A 19,796-nucleotide genomic window follows, 5' to 3' on the forward strand; every position below is an offset into this window, starting at 1 on the left:
ACTCTATTCTTCTATTTGAATAACAATGAATATTCTTAAAATTTTAACACTTGGCTGCACAATGGGTGTCCTTCTATCCTTTTCCAGCACTCAGGCTGCGGAATGGAGCTATGAACAAGAATTACAGCAAGGCTGCGGCAAGCTAAAACAATACGCCCGATTGGGTAAACAATATTATGACCAAAAACAATATGCCCAAGCCCTAACCCAATTTGAAGATCAGGCAGCTTGGTCACATTTTTGTCAAATCAATGCCGAAGAAAGTGGTGTGAATGTCACAGATCGTGAGATCGAAATCGCCAACAATAATGTTGGGCTGACCTATGCCAAATTGGGTAAACCCCTTTGGGCACGGGCATGGTTTCTACGTAACCCCGATTCTAAAATGAGCCAGTTTAATTTGTCCCAATTGCCCAAAGTGCAACAATCAACAGCATTGGCAGGAACTTATGTAGCCAAAAATGGCTTTGGGCAATGGGACACCATCACCGTAAAGAAACTTAAAAATGCTTATCAAATTGAATTTGAAGGCTATTACTTCGGTTTACGCGGTCTGATTTATGGTCCCAACCTCGGCAGCTTTGATGTAGAAATGCCATTAAATCAGAAACATGCCGTATACCATTATGAAGATTGTCAGATTGATTTAACGTTTGCCACACACCCACAGCAGGGACAGCAAATTGTGGTAGAAGAACAGCAAAATACCTCAGGTTGTGGCTTTGGGCATAATGTTTCGGCCAGTGGTACCTATTTGAAAGTGGAAGCGAAGTAGCTCATATTTTTTTTAATTTACATTATTTGAAGGTAATAAAATGGCAAAATTCTTAAATACCAGTGCAACTAATTTTTTCTTAGAAGAACTTATTAAAAATGCAAAGGAACGTTTAATTCTAATTAGTCCTTATTTAAGACTGAATGATCGGATTAAAGAATTACTCGAAGATAAGAACCGCTTAAAAATTGATATTCGTATTATTTATGGCAAAAGTGATTTGCATCCTGATGAGATTAAATGGATGCAACAACTGGATTATGTTCGAATTAGTTTTTGCAAAAACTTACATGCTAAATGCTATCTCAATGAAGAGACCTGTATTGTTTCAAGTTTAAACCTATATGAATTTAGCCAAGTGAATAATAATGAGATGGGCATTTTAATTTCGAAAAATGATGATATCCAAGTTTTTAAAGATGCTTATGAAGAAGCACAAAGAATTATTCGAATTAGCGATGAAGTGCGAATTTCTCTCGATGAAGTCAAATCCGAACAAGCCAAAGCTGAGACGAATCAAGAAGATTCAGATCACTCGACTAAACTTACCTCTTCTAAATTAGCCGCAAAACATAAAATCAAGACAGGTGAGCTTTTGGAAATTTTTATCGAGAAAGGGCTACTACAATTAAATGAAAACGGTAAACATTATTTAACTGAACAAGGTAAAGCTGTAGGTGGAGAATTCAAACCAAGCCAATATGGCGGTTATTTTTTATGGTCGGAAAATACTCATATTTAATTAAGTAATAACCTCTTAAACCACTAAAACAAGTGTTTAAGAGGTTCACTTTTCTAAATCGCCACTAAATCTTTAATGCCTTTTTCAGGCATTTCTGCGCCTGCACCCTGTGCAATCACTTGACCACGTGCCATCACGGTATAGCCATCTGCCAGTTCTTCGGCAAAGTCATAAAACTGCTCCACCAAGATAATCGCCATATCGCCTCCATCTGCCAGTTTACGAATCACGCGACCAATATCTTTAATAATCGACGGCTGAATACCCTCTGTCGGTTCATCTAAAATGAGGACTTTAGGTTCAGAAGCCAGTGCTCGGGCAATGGCTAACTGCTGCTGCTGCCCACCCGATAAATCTCCTCCACGGCGATGCTTCATTTCATCCAATACAGGAAAAATTTCATACAGATGTTCAGGTACTTTTTTGGTTTTGGTACCAGAGAATTTCGCCATGCCAATTAAAATATTTTCTTCTACGGTTAAGGTCGAGAAAATGTCCCGTCCTTGCGGGACATACGCTAAACCTGCTCGTACTCGCTGCTCAGGACTCAATTTAGAAATGTCTTTGCCATCTAATAAAATTTGTCCCGACTTAATCGGTAGAATCCCCATCAGGCATTTCAATAACGTGGTTTTACCGACCCCATTGCGTCCTAACACCACCGAACATTCTCCTATCGGTGCTTGGAACGACACATCACGTAAAATGTGGCTGCCGCCATAATATTGGTTTACTGCATTCACTTCTAACATGTGCTGCTCCTTAACGCCCTAAGTATTTTTCAATCACATCTTCATTGGCTTGGACTTCTGCCAGTGTGCCTTCTGCCAAAATTGCCCCCTGTGCCAGCACCGTGACTTTTTCACTGATGGTGTCAATAAAGCTCATGTCATGTTCAACCACCACCAAGGTATGCTCTTTTTTCAACTCAAGACACAGCTCAGCGGTACGCTCGGTTTCCGCATCGGTCATACCTGCTACGGGTTCATCCAGCAAAATCAGTTTTGGTCGCTGCATCAGCAACATGCCAATTTCTAACCATTGCTTTTGACCATGCGACAATAAACCCGCAGGTTTCTTGACTAATTCTTTTAAACGAATTTGTTCAAGGGTTTGATCCAGTGCGATCTGAGTCTCAGGATCTAATTTACTAAATAAGCTTTTTTTCACTCGCTTATCTTTGGGTGCAGCCAATAACAAATTTTCCAGTACGGTAAAATTTTCAAATACCGTCGGTTTCTGGAATTTACGCCCAATACCCGCCTCTGCAATTTGTTCGGTCCCCATTTTCGCCAAATCATAGGTTTGTCCAAAAAAAGCTGAACCTTCCGTGGGACGGGTTTTCCCTGTAATCACATCCATTAGTGTGGTTTTGCCTGCCCCATTGGGACCAATAATGCAGCGCAATTCGCCTTCTGCGATATACAGCGATAAATCATTCAAAGCACGGAAAGAGTCAAACCAAACACTGACTTTTTCCAAATACAGGGCAATGCCATGGCTAAAATCGGCACCTTGTTCTTTAGGTCGTCCATAGCCTTCTGAAGCATGTCCACCGTGGGGCTGAATAATTTCGCTCATGCGTCATGCTCCTTTTTAAAACGGTCAAATAAACCAATCACCCCTTTGGGTAGGAATAAGGTCACCACAACAAATAAACCACCCAAAATCAGCAGCCATACTTCTGGATAAGCCACGGTAAAGTAAGTCTTCACCGCATTAATTAAACCTGCACCTAGAATGGGACCAATTAAAGTGCCACGCCCACCTGCCGCGACCCAAACTGCCATTTCAATCGAGTTCACAGGGTTCATTTCACTTGGATTAATAATGCCTGCTTGCGGGACATAAAGTGCTCCTGCAATACCTGCAATCACGGCAGACAAAACCCATGCCGATAGCTTGTACCAGAGAGTACGGTAGCCCAAATATTGCAGGCGGTTCTCGCTGTCACGAATCGCACCGAGCACCCGACCATAAGGCTGATTCATTAAATGACGTAAGCTCAAATAACACAGCAGCAATACCAATGCCGTTAAAAAGCACAGCGTTGCCCGCATAGAAGCCGAGGTAATGTCCATGCCCAAAATGGTTTTAAAACCCGTGAAACCATTGTTGCCGCCGAAGCCTGTTTCATTGCGGAAAAACAGTAGTGCCGCGGCAAAAGTCATGGCTTGGGTGATAATGGAGAAATACACGCCTTTAATTTTGGAACGGAAGGCAAAGAAGCCAAAAATGAATGCAATCAGACCTGGAACCACCACCACCAACACCAAAGCCCACAGGAAATGTTCCGTGCCGACCCAATACCACGGTAATTCAGTCCAGCTAAGAAAGCGCATAAAGTCAGGCAATTGGTTACCTGCTGATTCGCGCATCAAATACATGCCAAACGCATAACCACCAAGGGCAAAATACAGTCCATGCCCTAAGCTCAGTATGCCTGCATAGCCCCAGACCAAATCTAAAGCCAATGCCACGAGTGCAAGACACATGATTTTGCCAATCAAAGTGACCCAGTAAGCCGAGAGATGCAAAGCTGATTCAGCAGGTAACAAATGCAACCACGGTAATATCAGCATCACCGCAAAACATGCCGCTATGGCAAAGGCGCTATAAGATTTGTCGGCAAATAAAGTTGTTATTTTCATCTGGTTTACTCCACGAAGCGCCCTTTAATGGCAAACAAACCTTGTGGACGTTTCTGAATAAACAGAATCACAAGCACCAACAGAATAATTTTGGCCAGTACTGCACCTAAGCCAATTTCCAACACCGTCCCACTGATACCCAGACCCAAGGCTGCCAATACGGCACCCCAGACTTGTCCAACACCGCCAACCACAACCACCAAGAAGGCATCAATAATGTAGTTTTGCCCCAAGTCTGGACCGACATTCCCGACTTGTGCCAAGGCACAGCCTGCCAAACCTGCTAATCCCGAACCTAAGCCAAATGCCAACATATCAATACGGGATGAACGAATGCCGACCGCACGTGCCATCTGACGGTTTTGCGTCACAGCACGGACAAATAGACCAAAGCGGGTTTTATTCAGGAGATAAACCAACAGCAAGAGCACTGCGACAGTAAAGACAATGATGGCAATGCGGTTATATGGCAGCATTAAACTTGGTGTTAAGGAAATACCTCCTGAGAGCCATGAAATATTGGAGACTTCAACATTTTGTGCGCCAAAAATCATCCGCACCAGTTGCATTAAAATCAGACTGACCCCAAAGGTTGCCAACAAAGTTTCCAGTTGTCTGCCGTATAAAGGACGAATCACGGTGCGTTCAATCAGCATGCCAATGAAAGCACTCACCAAAAAAGCGGCTGGAATGGCAATCAATAAATACCAATCTAGGTATGGTGCTAAATGGGTTTTAAATAGGCTTTGCACCACATACGTGGTGTAGGCACCAATCATGATCAATTCGCCATGTGCCATATTGATCACGCCCAACAGACCATAAGTAATGGCTAAGCCCAAAGCTGCCAACAGCAAAATACTGGCGGTACTGAAACCTGAAAAGACGTGCCCTGCCCATTCACTGGCTTGTAATCGGGTTTTAATACTGCTCTTTGCAGCCTGCAAAGTCGCTTCGAGTTCAGGGTTCAAATTCGCTTGAGTGAGTTCTTGTTCAATCACGGCCAATACATCGGGACGATCCGATGTAGACAAGGTCTTCACGGCCTGTACCTTCACCAAAGTATCAGGACTGTTTAAATCCATTCGTGCTTTTAACTGAGCCAAACGCGCTTTGACTTTGTTATTTTGTTCTTGCAGATAGAGTTGGCGAATCCAGACTGGATCAAGTTCATCTAGATTATTCTCTAAAATATCAATTGCTTCTAAACGCTGTATGGCTTCATCCGATTTCAGTTTCACTTTGGCTTGCCCAAAACTTAAAGCTTTACGCAAAGTATTCACCAAAGTGACTTGAGACAAATCGGCAGGCCATGTACTCAGTTCTTGCATGGCAGGATATTGATATAACTTCTCATCATTTTTTAACAGATAGGTTTGACCCGCACCATCTCGATACAGTTCATTTTGATCAATATACGCCACCAATTGATCTAAACTTTCGATACTGGCAGGCCATTGATTCAACAGGGTACGGCGTTCAGCAAAATCAGCTTTGACAAAACGCTGAATCGGATCCGCCTGTTGAACTTGAAGCTGTGCATTGGGCAAAGCTGTTTCTGCCCAGACAGGATTGAAGAATAATTGCAGGCAGCTACACAGCAGTGCCACACAATAGCTTTTAATTGACATGAAAGATTCCCCCTCACAAGGCAAATGGTCTGTTATCGGAATAAAGAAAACAAAAAGACCTACTGCCGCAGCAGTAGGTTGAGAGGGAATTATTTTGGAATGTACGGGCTCCAAGGCTCCGCTTTAATGGTATTGGCGGTTTTATACACCACATCAAACTGCCCATCGCCACGAATTTCACCAATCATGACGGGCTTATGTAAGTGGTGATTGCTTTCATCCATTTTTAGGGTATAGCCCGATGGTGCAGCAAAAGTCTGTCCTGCCATGGCATCCCGAACTTTATCAACGTCGGTTGTAGCTGCTTTTTCTACCGCCTGCTTCCACATGTTAATCCCGACATAAGTCGCTTCCATGGGATCATTGGTCACCAATTTATCAGCATTTGGTAGCTTGTATTCCACCGCATACTGCTTCATCTTGTTCACAAATTCAGTATTTTTCGGATTTTTCACCGACATGAAATAGTTCCATGCTGCCAAATGTCCGACCAATGGTTTGGTATCAATGCCCCGCAATTCTTCTTCACCCACCGAGAAGGCCATGACAGGAATATCCGAGGCTTTAATGCCCTGATTGCCCAGTTCACGGTAAAACGGTACATTTGAGTCGCCATTAATGGTGGAAATGACCGCGGTTTTCTTGCCCGCAGCAAATTTCTTGATATTGCCTACAATAGTTTGATAGTTGCTATGACCAAATGGCGTGTACTCTTCCATGATGTCGGCGTCGGCAATGCCTTTCGACTTTAAGAAAGCCCGTAAAATTTTGTTAGTGGTACGTGGGTAAACATAATCGGTGCCTAACAATACAAAGCGCTCCGCTTTGCCCCCCTCCTCACTCATTAGATATTCCACGGCTGGAATCGCTTGTTGATTAGGGGCTGCACCCGTATAGAAAATATTTTTCGACTGCTCTTGCCCCTCATACTGTACGGGATAGAACAACAGACCATTGAGCTCTTCCACCACAGGCAAGACTGATTTACGCGATACCGATGTCCAACAACCAAAAATCACGGCTACTTTATCTTGGGTCATTAACTGACGGGCTTTCTCTGCAAATAACGGCCAGTCTGAAGCAGGGTCAACCACCACAGGTTCTAATTTTTTACCCAATACCCCGCCATTGGCATTAATTTCATTAATCGCCATCAGTGCTGTGTCTTTCAGTGAGGTTTCAGAAATGGCCATAGTGCCTGACAGAGAATGTAAAATCCCCACTTTAATGGTGTCGCCACTGGCTGCGGGCGCTTTGGCTTCAGATGCGGCTGTTTCTGTTTTTTCTGCGGGTTTTGAACAACCTGTTAGTGCCATGCTCCCTGCCATTGCTGCCGCCAGAAGGGTTTTGGTCAATAATTTTTGTTGGAACATCTTCAGTTCTCCAAGCATTTTATGTTTTTTGGTTATGTCTGCCCAGAGTATTCAATTTCCATGCCAACTGAATAAGATGTTGTTTTTATTATATTAAATATTAAAATTCGATTTATTTCATTGATCTTGTATACATCATTGCATACAAAAAATGCTTACCGACCTAAAATGATGCAAATTTGTTCATCTTTCCATCATAGGATTTGTTGATAAAGAAATGATTATGATTTTTAAAAATAGCTTTACTCTTCTTGCCAATATTGTTCTAAAGCGTCCAAGATATCTGGATAGTGATAAACCTCATCTGGTTCATCCAGTAAGAACAAAAGATAAGATCTGACAGCAGAGCGTTGTTCAGTATTGAATAAACTGAATTTTCTGTCCGTATGAGGATCTAGTCGTGTTAGCTTAAAAAGTAAGTCAAATCGATACTCATCATTTAAACTTGCCAATAAAAAGGCAGGCAAATGAAATAACATGCCCTGAGCATCAAAAAAAGATAGGCTGCTGTTACAGCGATTCAAATCATCAACCGAGATCTTTTGCCAATTTAATTTTTCGTCTTTGGTACGATAAGCCAAGCGTTCTGCTTGGCTGGCATAATCATCTATCGCTTGCGCCTCATACAAGCCAATACCCTCTTGTAAGGTGACTTCAGCAAAAGCACTACTAACCTTTTGTTTCACTTGGTCTAACTCTTGCCAGCGTGGCAAGAGTTCTTCAGCTTCTACAATCGTGACCAGATCATAGCCCTTGTTACGCATTGCCTGAATATCATCGGGTGAAGGATACTTTTTCATCAGACTGCAATATCTGCCAGATTGCCTTTTTGCTCTAACCAGTGCTTACGGTCACCCGAACGCTTCTTGGCCAATAACTTGTCCAATAAGCTTGTAGTGAGGTGGCTATCATCCAAGTCCAGTTGCACCAGACGACGGGTATTCGGATCCATCGTGGTTTCACGTAATTGGCTCGCATTCATCTCACCCAAGCCTTTAAAGCGGGTAATTTGTGGATTCTTGGTTTTGGCTTTTTTTAGAATCGACTCAAGCTCATCTTCATCTAGTGCATAATGCACGTCTTTGCCATCGTCGATACGGAACAGGGGTGGCATCGCCACATACAAATGCCCTTCTTCTACCAAGGTTGGGAAGTGCTTTACAAACAGCGCACATAATAGCGTGGCAATATGTAAACCATCCGAATCGGCATCTGCCAAAATACAAATCTTACCATAGCGCAGTTCAGATAAATCATCACTGCCCGGATCAACCCCAATTGCGATCGCAATATCATGCACTTCTTGAGAAGCCAGCACTTCATCGGAAGAGACTTCCCAAGTATTTAAAATTTTGCCACGAATTGGCATGATGGCTTGGAAATTTTTATCACGAGCCTGTTTGGCTGAACCGCCCGCAGAATCGCCTTCTACAATAAACAGTTCCGAATCCTCACGGGTTTGCCCGACACAATCCGCCAATTTACCCGGCAAAGCTGGTCCAGACACAATTCTCTTCCGTTCTACTTTTTTTGCAGCTTTTAAACGACGACCCGCTTTGGAAATCGCCATTTCTGCCAGTTGCATGGCAATTTCAGAATGCTGGTTCAACCACAGTGCAAAAGCATCTTTGGCAATATTCTGTACAATGCCTGCGGCTTCGCGGCTAGAAAGGCGCTCTTTGGTTTGTCCTGAAAATTGTGGTTCTTGGAATTTCAGCGACAAGATATAGTTCACGCCATCCCAAACATCTTCCGCAGACAGTTTCAAGTTACGCGGTAATAAGTTACGTAGCTCACAAAACTCCCGTAAAGCATCCGTGACCCCTGAACGCAAGCCGTTGACATGCGTTCCACCTTGCGCAGTCGGAATCAGGTTGACGTAACTTTCCTGAATTTGCTCGCCACCTTCTGCATTCCAGCAGATGGCAAATTCTGCACTGGCACGTTCAGCATCTCCAGTAGCAACAAATGCAGGGGCAGGCACAATCTCACGGTCTTCCAGTTCGTCCATTAAGTAATCGACCAGACCATTTTCAAATTGCCATTCGATTTTCTCGTTATTGATTTCATCAATGTAGATAATCTGTAGCCCTGCCGCTAAAACCGCTTTGGCTTTTAAATTATGTTTAAGCGCTTTTAGGGCAAATTTAGGCGAATCAAAGTATTTCGTTTCTGGCCAAAAACGGACTAGCGTTCCAGTCGCTCGTTTGGCAACTTTACCTTCCAATACCGTCAAAGGTGCCACAGGTTCGCCCTGCTCAAATGCCATTTGGTAGAGGTTGCCCTGACGCTGCACTTCTACTTCTACACGGGTCGATAAAGCGTTTACTACTGAGATACCCACACCATGCAAACCACCCGAAAACTGATAGTTATCGGTACTGAATTTTCCGCCCGCATGCAGTTTGGTTAAAATAATTTCAATCCCGCTTTGCCCATATTCAGGATGAATGTCCACGGGCATACCACGGCCATTATCCGCCACAGCCAAAGAGCCATCTTTATACACCGTCACCGTAATTTTATTGGCATGACCTGCCAGCGCTTCGTCCACCGCATTATCAATGACTTCCTGAGCCAAATGGTTCGGACGAGACGTATCGGTATACATCCCTGGACGACGACGAACAGGGTCCAAACCAGATAAAACTTCAAGCGATTGAGCCGTATATTGAGACACGTTGTACGATTTCCTTATAAGCTGGAAGACGAAAAAAATTGTAAAATCATGGGGATTTTAGCAGCAAAATCATCCATGGCATGGTTGCCATGTGCTTCGGTCATGACCAAAGCACGCGGTTGCTGCGACGCATAATAACGTTCTGCTTCACGATAATCTAAAACGTCATCGCCTTGTTGTAATAACACCAACACTTTGTCTGCTTGCTGAACATTTGGCACGGCAATCTGTTGTAAATAGTCCAATTGTGCCTCATCCAAGGTCCATGTTGGATTGACCTGATAGGGAAGTTGTTGCTGCCCAAATAAATCACGAAACAATTGCCATGGTCGCATAGCCGGATTAATCAAAACAGCAGGCAGAGCATACCTTGCGACCAATTGTGTCGCATAAAAGCCGCCCAGACTACTGCCGACCAACGCAACATCCTGATGGGCAAGCACCAAATCTTGTAACACTTGTAAAGCTTGCTCAGGTGGCATATTTAAGTCGGGTACATGAACAGTCCATGCATTATCTTGCGCACAATACTGTTGTAGCTGCTGTGCTTTGATGGATTTTGGACTGCTTTGAAAGCCATGGATATAAATAATATTCATATTTTGGGGTTACGTGGGTTATCCCTTCAGCTATTTTTCATCATTCTGACGCAGGATTATTCTAAATTCGTCGAAAGGCTCGAATTGTTAGACAAAATAAGCCCTATTTCAGGATATTCATCGGTATTTTAAAATTATTCGAGCTGTACTCGATATGATGAAAACTGAAAAAAGTTATACCTCTATCTTAATCAAAATGAAAGCGTTGAGATGAGACAAACAAAGCATAAAGGATAACAACAAATGCCGAGTTTAACACCGCTGCATGAAACTTATTGTAAATGGGATCGGACGCCACCCAGCCAAGCAGATTTGCTGGAAGGTCTGGCTCAGTTACTGAGTACGCCCTTAAACAATGTGGTGCAAGATTTTATGCATACCATTCAGCGGGAAATTTTCTCAAGTATTTTTGGTCTCGATGAGCAAGAATTCAGAAATTTGCAAAACCGACCGCAGATTGCCCAATTTAACCGCTTCAGCATGAGTTTATTAGAAAATTATGGACATTATTTTTTAGCCCCAGGCTTACGCCAAATTATTGAAAAATATCCAAAACTCCATGAAAAACCACTTACACCGAGTCTGCATTTCTTAGTGGGTGCGGTGAATGGGGTATTGGGTGACTATTTACTGAAATATCATAATCCAATGGCGTTACCGATGGTGCTCTATGATCACTATGGTGAAATCCAACGTGGGGATTTATCGGGACGTGTGGTGATTTTTGTGCATGGTCTGTGTATGAATCATCTCGACTGGACCAATCGTAATAATGGCGGTTTTGGCGAAAAACTTCTGGCACAACGTGACCATAACACCATGTTGTATTTGAATTACAACACGGGACGTCGTATTTCAGCCAATGGACGCAGCTTGGCCAACACCTTAGAAGACCTGATTCAGCGTAACCCCCGCATTAGCAGTCTGGATATTATTGGGCATAGTATGGGCGGACTGGTTGCACGTAGTGCCTTGTTTTATGGCAAGCAAAATATGCATCAATGGCTGCACATGGTCGAAAATTTGGTTTGTCTAGGCTCACCACATCATGGCGCGGTACTGGAACGGTTTGGTTTTGCCGTTCAAGAAAAACTGGGGCGCTTTCCGATTGTGAAATTGGTCGGGCATCTGGTGAATATTCGCAGTAATGGCATTTTAGATTTACGTTATGGCAGTGTGCGTGATGATGATTGGGAGCATAATGAAGCGCGGATTGGCTTCTTTGACGATAACCGTAAACCGGCTCCGCTACCTTCGCATATCAATACCTATTTGGTCGCGGGTACACTCGAATTTGAGCACCGTAAAAATAAAACCTTAAAAGTAATAGGTGATTATTTAGTCAGTGTGAAAAGTGCTTTGGGCGAACATCCCAATCCGCGTTTTCAGTTGAAATTGCCCGAGTCACATAAAGCCATTTTTTATGGTCTAAACCATTTAGAAATTCAATACCATTCCAGTGTAGCAGAACAAATTGTGCATTGGTTCTATCCTGAAAAAGCACAGCATCATCAATTGCATGCCCATGAACATATGATTGGTTTAGATGATTTTGAAGGCATTGCCCTGACCTGATGCCGCATGAAAAAAGCCAACAACTGTTGGCTTTTTTATCTCTATTGAACAAAGTCGCTCTTATTTTTTAGCTTTCGCTGCGGTTGGATAACGGCGCACCAATTGCCACAGACTCACCACGGCCAAGACCACGAAAAATAACAATGACCATACTGGTAAAGACTGACCCAAGAATGTCCAATCAATCACCGCACATTCACCTGAACCTGTCAGCACTTGTGCTAACACATTCTTCAATGGCAAGGCATCAATCAGATAATTTAATCCGGGACCACAGCTCGGCACCTGGTCGGGCGGTAAGTTCTGTAGCCAAACATGACGTGCCGCAACACCCGCCGACCATAAAATAGACAGGCTACCCAGTAAGGCATAAATGCGTTTTCCTGCCGTAGAATGTGGATTATGAATCAGCGCAATCAGGGAAATAAAGCCCAACCCCATTAAACCCACACGCTGAAAGACACACAATGGGCATGGAGACAAACCTTGGACATGTTCGAGATACAGCGCAAACGCCATACCCACAATACTGGCAATCACTAAAAACCCGCTCACGAAGCGAAAACTCCATTGCATGGTCAAACCTCTTAATTTTTATCGATAATGTGCAAGATATTCGTCAAAACTGATGTCGGTATCTTGTTCAAGTTGTTGTTGCTGTTGTAGCGATGTCTGTGCCAATTCATCAAAATAGGCCTGTGTTTCAGGGTCTAATTGATGCTGTTCATACACTGCCGCATGTTGTTGAGCCATCATGCTACCAAAATTCCATGTCCCACCATGAGTGAGAGTATCTGCAATCACTTGTGCCGAAAGCGTCTGGTCCACCTCATCAATACGTTGCTGCATCACGTGTAAAGCTTGGGCATACAACTGCGTGGTATTGGCTTGATCCAGCAATTCGGCGAAGGGCTGCATCGCATCAAGATGTTTTTGACACCAATCTTCAATCTGGTAATCCTGCCCATCTTCCACAATATGCGCATTGGGTGCACGACCCCGATTGACCACTTCAGCTTGATTCTGTTCAATCTGCTCTTGCTCTGCATTCAGTAAAGCGGGGCTGTCTTGTAATAAACAATACAATGCCAAGACTTCCAGAAAACCAGCGCTGCTTTCATCAATCCCAATCGGGCTATATGGGTTCACATCTACCGCACGCAGCTCAACATAACCCACGCCACGATTTGCTAAAGCGTCTGAAGGCGTTTCACCAGCTTGAGGCACTTGTTTTGGTCGTACCAGACTGTAGTACTCATTTTCAATTTGCAGAACATGGTCATTAATCTGGGTTGGCTCACCTTGCGCATCATTTAACCCTAAACGGCTAAAGTCTGCATACGGAGTTTTGACCGCTTTTTGTAAACCGTCTAAATAGCCCTGAATGTCATTATAGTGAATGCCCAGTTGCTTCTGCGCTGAATTCTGATAACCAAAACGCCCCATGCGCAAAGCAGTGGCATAAGGCAAATATAAGGTTCCTTTTAACAACGGCAGCAAATGATGCTCACGCCCCGTCATAAAACACTTACATACTGACGGGCTCGCACCCAACAAAAACATCACCAACGGTGTTAAGCGAATAAAATTGCGAATTAAGCCAAAATAGCGATGGCTACGATAATCTTGTGCAGACAGTTGACGTAAATCGGCATCGGTTTCTTGTTGTTGTAATGCGCTAAATAAGCGGTCTGGGAAAGATAAATTATAATGTATCCCTGAAATCGTCTGCATACGGCGACCATAACGGATGCCTAAACCATGACGGTACAGCGTCTTAAAACGACCGATATTGGAGCTGCCATATTGCGCCAAACGAATATTGTCTTCTTCATTGTCCAACATACAAGGCATGGACAAAGGCCAAAGTTTTTCCTCATGCTCTAAGTGACGATGCACCACTGCATGAATATCAGTCAAATAAGACAAGGTTTTGGCAATACTGTCTTGCGGAGGGGTAATAAACTCCATCAAGGCTTCTGAATAATCGGTGGTGATATGTGGATGGGTCAATGCCGATCCTAAAGCTTTAGGATGATCAGCCTGCGATAAAAAACCATTACTTTGCATACGCAAACTTTCACGTTCTATACCGCGTAACATCCCGTGTAACAGCGAAGAATCCACCCAAGTCGGAAATACAGCTTGAGAGGTCGATTCGGGTTGACTCATTATCATCTCGCTTTTTGGAAGAACTACTAAAATAAAATCATCAGTTTATATCAGTATACTGTGATTTGATGTCGCCACATGACACGCTGTCTATTTTTCCAACAGATTCACAACATTTGTTGCTGCTGCCGAAAATATCTAATAAATCAGATCAGTAGCCTTAATATGGGTGACATCGACCATGTTCAACGGGTCAATATAAAAATTTCTTAAAAAGTACACGCTATTGCGGCAATTTTTTATCACAAAGTTACTCTATAAGACACCCAAAAAATATGATTTTATGGAAGAATAAGTGCTAAGGATCTGTAATAAAAATGAATTATCAGGATATTTTAAGCTTTTGGTTTGCCCCTGAAACTCAACCCAACTGGTTTGCCAAAAGTAGCGAATTTGATCAAATGTTAGCAGAAAAGTTTGCTCAGATACATCAGCAAGCTGCTTTAGCTGAACTCTGGGAATGGCGCCAACAGCCTGAAGGGCGTCTTGCTGAAGTGATTATTCTGGATCAATTTTCTCGTAATTTATTTCGTGATCAAGCGCAGGCTTTTGCACAAGATGGACTCGCACTTGGCTTGGCGCAAGAAGCCATTTTAGGTCAACACGACTTAGAACTTAGCCCAGAATATCGTTATTTCTTATATATGCCCTTTATGCACAGTGAGTCGCAACGTGTCCATGAATTTGGGTTAAAATTATTTGAACAATTGGGACATCCGATTGCCTTAGAATTTGAACAACAACATAAAGCCATTATTGACCAATTTGGACGCTATCCACACCGAAATCAGATTCTAGGACGATCATCTAGCGCTGAAGAATTAGAATTTTTGACACAACCGAATAGCCATTTTTAACCCTGAGTGGCGTGTCGTCTTTCTCCCCTATTTCATCAGCAGTCTGCGGAGTATAAACATGAAAACTAAGCTTATTGCCCTGACACTTCTCACCCTTGTGCTTGTAGGCTGTGCCTCTACGCCTTCCAAACCTCGAACCTTTGATCAGTTGGGACGGTTTAATACCTACCCCATGAACACCCAGACCTATCGGATCAGTTTTGAAGCCGACCCCAATATGAACTATGGCGTCGCGGAAGAAATCACCTTGGTCAAAGCGGCGCAAACCACGCTTAAAAACGGCTTTCGCTATTTTAAAGTCCTAGATGACCCCAGCAATCTGACCAATAAACCGCCGCGTCAGGCCGTGGTGTATCGCTCACCGTCGTTTTACCCTTATGGTTACTATCCACGTGGTTATTACCGCCGTTATCCAGGCTATTGGCCAGACCCATTTTACGACACGCCACAAGTGGTGAATATTGACCCTGTACAAGTCTCGTATACCATTGAGTGTTTTAAAGACAAAGTCCCGAGCGATGCTTTTGATGCCACACTCATCTTACAGTCTTTGGGAAAAAAATATGGACTAACGCCTACAGGTGAAGTGATTCAACCCCAACCCGAAGTCTCTGCGCCAACCCAAAAATAAGATTAGGACAAGTCTATGCCTGTAGCGACCACCAGTTCTGAAAGCTTGCAACGAAGTAAACGCTTCGCAAATATCGCTTTATTACTGGCGGTCATGACATGGATTGTGCTCATGGTGCTCGCCAAATTCATGCCCGAGTATGCATGGCTGATTCATATTCTCATGTTGTCCGCAGAAGCAGGTGTGGTCGGTGGATTGGCAGACTGGTATGCCATCACGGTATTGTTCCGCAATCCTTTTGGCAAAATGCCGATTCCCAAGTTTTTACTTGACCATACCGAAATTATCCCCCGCAACAAAGCTCGCATTGCCGAGTCCATGGGGCGATTTGTCCAAGAAAATTTCCTCTCCCCGCAAGTGGTCGAACGCAGTCTCAAAAATATCGACTTGAGTCTGGCGGTGGGTCAGTGGTTGGCCAATCCTCACAACAACACGCAAGTCACGCAGGTGATTCAGCACACCGTCCCGAAAATCTTTGACTTTGTGGGACAGGAACAAATCGGGCGCTTTATTCAAAGCAACAGCGTGCAATGGGTGCGCAACACCAATATCAACATGTTGGCCAGTGAAATGCTGCGTGCGGTGATAGAAAATGACTTCCACCAAGATGTATTACAACGGGGTCTAGATGTGGTGCATGACTGGATGATCAACCATCCAGAGCAAACCCGTGAACTCACACAAAAGCTGTTTAAAGAACTGGGCGTCTCTAAATTGGCCAAAGGCGCCAGTTGGATTGGGATTGATGTGCAACAACGCACCATTGACTCACTGATTGAACGAGTAGAATCCATGCTCGCCAATCCAGAGCATCCTTGGCGACAACAAATTGAAGAAAGCGCCCAAGAACTGATGCTGCAATTAACCGATCGGAACAGTGTTGCAAGCCAACGCTTAAATCAAGGTAAAGATGCCTTACTAGATAGCCCGCAAGTGCTGAATTTTATTCGCGGTGCGGTGGTAATTTTATGTGATGCCATCAAAGCCGATTTGATGCAACCTGATTCAGGTATTGCAGCCAATCTACGCGTGGCGATTCAACAGGTTGGAGAGAACATCATTGCCAATCAAGCGGTACGTCAGTTATTAAATGATCGCATGAGTGGTTTGGCAGTCAATTTGAGTGACCAATACAGTGAAAAAGTGATTCGTTTTATTAGCGAACGCATTCACGAATGGGACTCCCGCGAGATGATTGGTAAAATTGAAAATGAAGTGGGTGGCGACCTGCATATGATTCGCGTGAATGGCGTGGTGGTGGGTGCCTTTATTGGTCTCGCACTGGGGATTATTCGGGCTGTGGTCGATTATTTGCTCTAATTTACGATACGACTCAGACAGAGAAATAAATAGATTTAAACTTGTACAAACCTTGCAACATGCTAAATTAAATCGGTTTATTCATCCGATAGGTCTGCGGTCATGCTTGAAATTCATTCCAAACTTCCTGCCCAAGGGGTCACGATTTTTAGCCAGATGACTGCCATGGCGCAACGGCTGAATGCACTCAATTTATCACAAGGCTTTCCTGACTTTGCTCCCCCGCAAGCCTTGCTCGAAGCCTTAAGCCATGCGACCTTACACGGTTCCAATCAATATGTAGCAGGTGATGGTTTACTCAGCCTACGCCAACAAGTCGCACAACAATTTCTACAGCGCGATCAACTACAGATCGATCCCATTCATGAAATCACCATCACACCTGGGGCGACCATCGCCTTATTTAGTGCCATTCAAGCCATTGTGAATGCAGGTGATGAAGTCATTGTGTTTGATCCGAGTTATGACAGCTATGTGCCAAGCATTGCTTTGGTCGGTGCAAAAGCAGTTCATATTCCTTTAGTTGCACCGCATTTTCATGTGGACTGGAACCGAGTTGCCAACGCAATTAATGCCAAAACCCGTATGATCATTGTCAATACACCACATAATCCAACCGGGGCGATTTGGTCCAAGCAAGATTGGCAACAGTTGATTCAACTCATCCAAAATCGCAATATTGTAGTGCTCTCAGACGAGGTCTATGAACACTTGGTATACGATGGGCAACAGCACTATTCGGCCTTGTCTTTTCCAGAGCTACGTGAACGGTGTTTTGTGGTCGGTTCGTTCGGAAAAACCTTCCATGTGACGGGTTGGAAAACAGGGTATTGTGTGGCTGCGCCTGAGCTGATGCGGGTCTTTCGTCAAGTTTATCAATTTGCCAATTTTTGTGGGGTCACGCCAGTCCAAGCCGCTTTAGCACAGTACATGCAAGAACATCCTGAACATATTCAGCAGCTTGCTCATTTTTATCAGCAAAAACGTGATTTATTCAATGTGAGTTTAGCAGCTTCCCGATTTACATTGACGCCGTCTCAAGGCACCTATTTCCAAAATTTGGATTATCGTGCAATTCGCCCCGATTTGAATGATGTTGACATGTGCAACTTCCTTGCAGAACAGCATGGCATTGTGGCGATTCCCATTTCCGTATTTTACCAGCAACCACCTGAAGATTTAAAACTGATTCGCTTCTGCTTTGCCAAAACCGAACAGACCTTGACCCAAGCCACCCAAATTCTTAGTGCGGTATAAAGCCAATCCAAGCGTGAAAAAACAACTGATGAAATATGGCTTTGCTTACTGAAATACATCCATTTTTTCTATGCTAACTGTGCTAGGGTAAGCTGAAACAATACGATAAAAAAGAGCACAGGATCATCTATGTCGGCACACAACCCTTTGGTGCAACATCAAAAGCTATGGAAAGCATTTTTTATTTTCCTGATGCCGTTGATTGCCACCAATATTCTGCAAAATCTATCAGGGACAATTAATACGGTCTTTGTCGGGCAGATGATGGGGGTACAAGCCATTGCCGCAGTGGCGGTCTTTTTTCCGATTTTGTTCTTTTTAATGGCCTTTGTGATTGGTTTGTCCGCAGGTTCTACCGTACTGATCGGTCAAGCATGGGGTGCACAGAATGTAGAAAAAGTGCGGGCTGTGGTTGGCTCGACCCTCTTTATGACCCTGATTGGTGGAAGCATCATTGCCTTATTGGGCGTATTGTTTGCCCGCCATATTTTATTGGCTTTGGGCACGGATGACGCCGTCATGCATCTGTCCTTGCCTTATGTACAATGGATGCTCGCAGGTAGCCCCTTATTATTTATCTATATTATTTATACCTCCATTTTGCGCGGTGTAGGCGATAGCACTACCCCTTTAATCGCCTCGGGTATGACCATTTTAGTGGGGCTTTGTGTGACTCCAGTTTTGATTGCTGGCTATTGGGGCTTTCCGCGGTTGGGAATTGTTGCACCTGCGATTGCATCGACCCTAGGTTTTGTTTCCGTTCTGATTTTTTTATATTTTTATCTGGCTTATAAACGACACCCTCTCAGACTCGATGCGCAAATGCTGCGTCATATTCGTTTTGACCCACAACTGAGTCAAATTATTTTACGCCTCGGTATTCCAACTGGGGTGCAAATGGTCACAACTTCGGTTGCTGGTTTGGTGATTGTGGGGTTGGTCAATCGTCATGGTGCAGATGCCACTGCTGCCTATGGAGCCGTGAATCAGGTTCTGAATTATATTCAGTTCCCTGCTCTTTCAATTGCGATTGCTGCATCGATTTTTGCCGCGCAAGCGATCGGCGCTGGAAAGTCAGAATTACTCGCCAAAGTCACACGTACCGCACTGGGAATGAATATTGTGATTACGGGCTTATTGGTGGTCTTGGGCTATCTATTTTCAAAATATCTGATGGCGCTGTTCATCACAGATCATGCGGTGGTCGAATTGGGTCAACAGCTTTTATTTATTGTGTTATGGTCAATTTTATTCTTTGGTGCCAGCGCTATTTTCGCTTCGATTATGCGTGCCAGTGGTACAGTCACCGTTCCGATGATCATCAATATTGTTGCCATTATTGCCATTGAAGTTCCCTGCGCGTATCTCTTTAGTGACTGGTGGGGACTGCAAGGTATATGGTATGCCTATGCACTTGCCTTTGTGTGCCTATGTGTGATGCAAGGTCTGTATTATCAATTTGTCTGGAAAAAGAAAACCGTAGAAAGCCTAATTTGATAGCCCGTCAATAAAAAAAGCAGGGGCTGATCTTCA

The 19,796-nt window shown here is 43.8% G+C and carries 18 protein-coding genes; 8 read left to right on the top strand and 10 right to left on the bottom strand.

The features are described from left to right. Window positions 1-31: 31 nt before the first annotated feature. Both E0H87_RS15025 and E0H87_RS15030 read left to right on the top strand, forming a co-directional pair. Window positions 32-775: a hypothetical protein gene (locus tag E0H87_RS15025; RefSeq protein WP_413773132.1), complete on the top strand. Its 744-nt coding sequence runs from the start codon at window positions 32-34 to the stop codon at window positions 773-775. A gap of 40 nt (window positions 776-815) precedes the next feature. Next, window positions 816-1,517 (top strand): phospholipase D family protein, encoded by a 702-nt coding sequence (locus tag E0H87_RS15030; RefSeq protein ID WP_131324340.1) that lies wholly within the window; start codon window positions 816-818, stop codon window positions 1,515-1,517. A 53-nt stretch (window positions 1,518-1,570) separates the two neighbouring features. Here E0H87_RS15030 and urtE read toward each other — a convergent pair whose 3' ends face one another. From urtE to E0H87_RS15070, 8 genes are all read right to left on the bottom strand, one after another. Beyond that, window positions 1,571-2,269, bottom strand: coding sequence for an urea ABC transporter ATP-binding subunit UrtE (gene urtE / locus E0H87_RS15035; RefSeq protein ID WP_131324341.1), 699 nt, complete (start codon window positions 2,267-2,269; stop codon window positions 1,571-1,573). Between the two features lie 10 nt (window positions 2,270-2,279). Further along, window positions 2,280-3,098, bottom strand: coding sequence for an urea ABC transporter ATP-binding protein UrtD (gene urtD / locus E0H87_RS15040; RefSeq protein ID WP_131324342.1), 819 nt, complete (start codon window positions 3,096-3,098; stop codon window positions 2,280-2,282). Continuing rightward, window positions 3,095-4,168, bottom strand: a complete 1,074-nt coding sequence (gene urtC / locus E0H87_RS15045) for an urea ABC transporter permease subunit UrtC (protein WP_131324343.1) — start codon at window positions 4,166-4,168, stop codon at window positions 3,095-3,097. Before urtC ends, urtD begins: the two co-directional genes overlap by 4 nt. 5 nt (window positions 4,169-4,173) lie before the next feature. Beyond that, the gene (gene urtB / locus E0H87_RS15050; protein ID WP_131324344.1) at window positions 4,174-5,799 is read right to left on the bottom strand and encodes an urea ABC transporter permease subunit UrtB; all 1,626 of its coding nucleotides are present in this window, start codon (window positions 5,797-5,799) and stop codon (window positions 4,174-4,176) included. An 89-nt stretch (window positions 5,800-5,888) separates the two neighbouring features. Continuing rightward, on the bottom strand, window positions 5,889-7,172 hold the full coding sequence (urtA, locus tag E0H87_RS15055) for an urea ABC transporter substrate-binding protein (RefSeq protein WP_131324345.1): 1,284 nt from the start codon (window positions 7,170-7,172) through the stop codon (window positions 5,889-5,891). A gap of 242 nt (window positions 7,173-7,414) precedes the next feature. Continuing rightward, a complete protein-coding gene (locus tag E0H87_RS15060; protein WP_131324346.1) occupies window positions 7,415-7,972 on the bottom strand; it encodes a DUF6714 family protein in 558 nt (185 codons plus the stop codon). Continuing rightward, window positions 7,972-9,852 carry a DNA topoisomerase IV subunit B gene (gene parE, locus E0H87_RS15065; RefSeq protein WP_131324347.1) on the bottom strand — a complete coding sequence of 627 codons (1,881 nt, stop codon included), beginning with the start codon at window positions 9,850-9,852 and terminating at the stop codon, window positions 7,972-7,974. Before parE ends, E0H87_RS15060 begins: the two co-directional genes overlap by 1 nt. A 14-nt stretch (window positions 9,853-9,866) precedes the next feature. Continuing rightward, window positions 9,867-10,451 (bottom strand): YqiA/YcfP family alpha/beta fold hydrolase, encoded by a 585-nt coding sequence (locus E0H87_RS15070; protein ID WP_131324348.1) that lies wholly within the window; start codon window positions 10,449-10,451, stop codon window positions 9,867-9,869. A gap of 243 nt (window positions 10,452-10,694) precedes the next feature. Between E0H87_RS15070 and E0H87_RS15075 the strand changes: the two genes are divergently transcribed. After that, window positions 10,695-12,026 carry a hypothetical protein gene (locus E0H87_RS15075; RefSeq protein WP_131324349.1) on the top strand — a complete coding sequence of 444 codons (1,332 nt, stop codon included), beginning with the start codon at window positions 10,695-10,697 and terminating at the stop codon, window positions 12,024-12,026. 60 nt (window positions 12,027-12,086) lie between these two features. Here E0H87_RS15075 and E0H87_RS15080 read toward each other — a convergent pair whose 3' ends face one another. Beyond that, a complete protein-coding gene (locus E0H87_RS15080; RefSeq protein WP_131324350.1) occupies window positions 12,087-12,602 on the bottom strand; it encodes a disulfide bond formation protein B in 516 nt (171 codons plus the stop codon). A gap of 18 nt (window positions 12,603-12,620) precedes the next feature. Beyond that, on the bottom strand, window positions 12,621-14,198 hold the full coding sequence (gshA, locus tag E0H87_RS15085) for a glutamate--cysteine ligase (protein ID WP_131324351.1): 1,578 nt from the start codon (window positions 14,196-14,198) through the stop codon (window positions 12,621-12,623). 317 nt (window positions 14,199-14,515) lie between these two features. Here gshA and E0H87_RS15090 point away from each other — a divergent pair, with 317 nt between their 5' ends. The 5 genes from E0H87_RS15090 to E0H87_RS15110 all read left to right on the top strand — a co-directional run bounded on the left by E0H87_RS15090 (window position 14,516) and on the right by E0H87_RS15110 (window position 19,760). Then, entirely contained in the window at window positions 14,516-15,055 is a 540-nt protein-coding gene (locus E0H87_RS15090) for a DUF924 family protein (protein ID WP_131324352.1), read from the top strand. A gap of 58 nt (window positions 15,056-15,113) precedes the next feature. After that, window positions 15,114-15,686 (top strand): CC0125/CC1285 family lipoprotein, encoded by a 573-nt coding sequence (locus tag E0H87_RS15095; protein WP_131324353.1) that lies wholly within the window; start codon window positions 15,114-15,116, stop codon window positions 15,684-15,686. 15 nt (window positions 15,687-15,701) lie between these two features. Next, window positions 15,702-17,006 (top strand): DUF445 domain-containing protein, encoded by a 1,305-nt coding sequence (locus E0H87_RS15100; RefSeq protein ID WP_131324354.1) that lies wholly within the window; start codon window positions 15,702-15,704, stop codon window positions 17,004-17,006. A 102-nt stretch (window positions 17,007-17,108) separates the two neighbouring features. Beyond that, the gene (locus tag E0H87_RS15105) at window positions 17,109-18,263 is read left to right on the top strand and encodes a methionine aminotransferase (protein WP_131324355.1); all 1,155 of its coding nucleotides are present in this window, start codon (window positions 17,109-17,111) and stop codon (window positions 18,261-18,263) included. Window positions 18,264-18,392: 129 nt separating this feature from the next. Beyond that, window positions 18,393-19,760, top strand: coding sequence for an MATE family efflux transporter (locus E0H87_RS15110; RefSeq protein WP_131324356.1), 1,368 nt, complete (start codon window positions 18,393-18,395; stop codon window positions 19,758-19,760). Window positions 19,761-19,796: the final 36 nt, after the last annotated feature.

Source organism: Acinetobacter sp. ANC 4178 (assembly GCF_004331175.1).
In the GTDB taxonomy this organism is placed as follows: Bacteria; Pseudomonadota; Gammaproteobacteria; order Pseudomonadales; family Moraxellaceae; genus Acinetobacter.

Excerpts from the sequence above, each read along its gene's own strand:
- gshA (WP_131324351.1), bottom strand. The coding sequence starts at position 14,198 with ATGAGTCAACCCGAATCGACCTCTCAAGCTGTATTTCCGACTTGGGTG.
- E0H87_RS15105 (WP_131324355.1), top strand. The coding sequence starts at position 17,109 with ATGCTTGAAATTCATTCCAAACTTCCTGCCCAAGGGGTCACGATTTTT.
- urtB (WP_131324344.1), bottom strand. The coding sequence starts at position 5,799 with ATGTCAATTAAAAGCTATTGTGTGGCACTGCTGTGTAGCTGCCTGCAA.
- E0H87_RS15100 (WP_131324354.1), top strand. The coding sequence starts at position 15,702 with ATGCCTGTAGCGACCACCAGTTCTGAAAGCTTGCAACGAAGTAAACGC.
- E0H87_RS15075 (WP_131324349.1), top strand. The coding sequence starts at position 10,695 with ATGCCGAGTTTAACACCGCTGCATGAAACTTATTGTAAATGGGATCGG.
- urtD (WP_131324342.1), bottom strand. The coding sequence starts at position 3,098 with ATGAGCGAAATTATTCAGCCCCACGGTGGACATGCTTCAGAAGGCTAT.
- urtA (WP_131324345.1), bottom strand. The coding sequence starts at position 7,172 with ATGTTCCAACAAAAATTATTGACCAAAACCCTTCTGGCGGCAGCAATG.
- E0H87_RS15080 (WP_131324350.1), bottom strand. The coding sequence starts at position 12,602 with ATGCAATGGAGTTTTCGCTTCGTGAGCGGGTTTTTAGTGATTGCCAGT.
- E0H87_RS15095 (WP_131324353.1), top strand. The coding sequence starts at position 15,114 with ATGAAAACTAAGCTTATTGCCCTGACACTTCTCACCCTTGTGCTTGTA.
- E0H87_RS15030 (WP_131324340.1), top strand. The coding sequence starts at position 816 with ATGGCAAAATTCTTAAATACCAGTGCAACTAATTTTTTCTTAGAAGAA.
- urtE (WP_131324341.1), bottom strand. The coding sequence starts at position 2,269 with ATGTTAGAAGTGAATGCAGTAAACCAATATTATGGCGGCAGCCACATT.
- E0H87_RS15090 (WP_131324352.1), top strand. The coding sequence starts at position 14,516 with ATGAATTATCAGGATATTTTAAGCTTTTGGTTTGCCCCTGAAACTCAA.
- E0H87_RS15110 (WP_131324356.1), top strand. The coding sequence starts at position 18,393 with ATGTCGGCACACAACCCTTTGGTGCAACATCAAAAGCTATGGAAAGCA.
- E0H87_RS15060 (WP_131324346.1), bottom strand. The coding sequence starts at position 7,972 with ATGAAAAAGTATCCTTCACCCGATGATATTCAGGCAATGCGTAACAAG.
- urtC (WP_131324343.1), bottom strand. The coding sequence starts at position 4,168 with ATGAAAATAACAACTTTATTTGCCGACAAATCTTATAGCGCCTTTGCC.
- E0H87_RS15070 (WP_131324348.1), bottom strand. The coding sequence starts at position 10,451 with ATGAATATTATTTATATCCATGGCTTTCAAAGCAGTCCAAAATCCATC.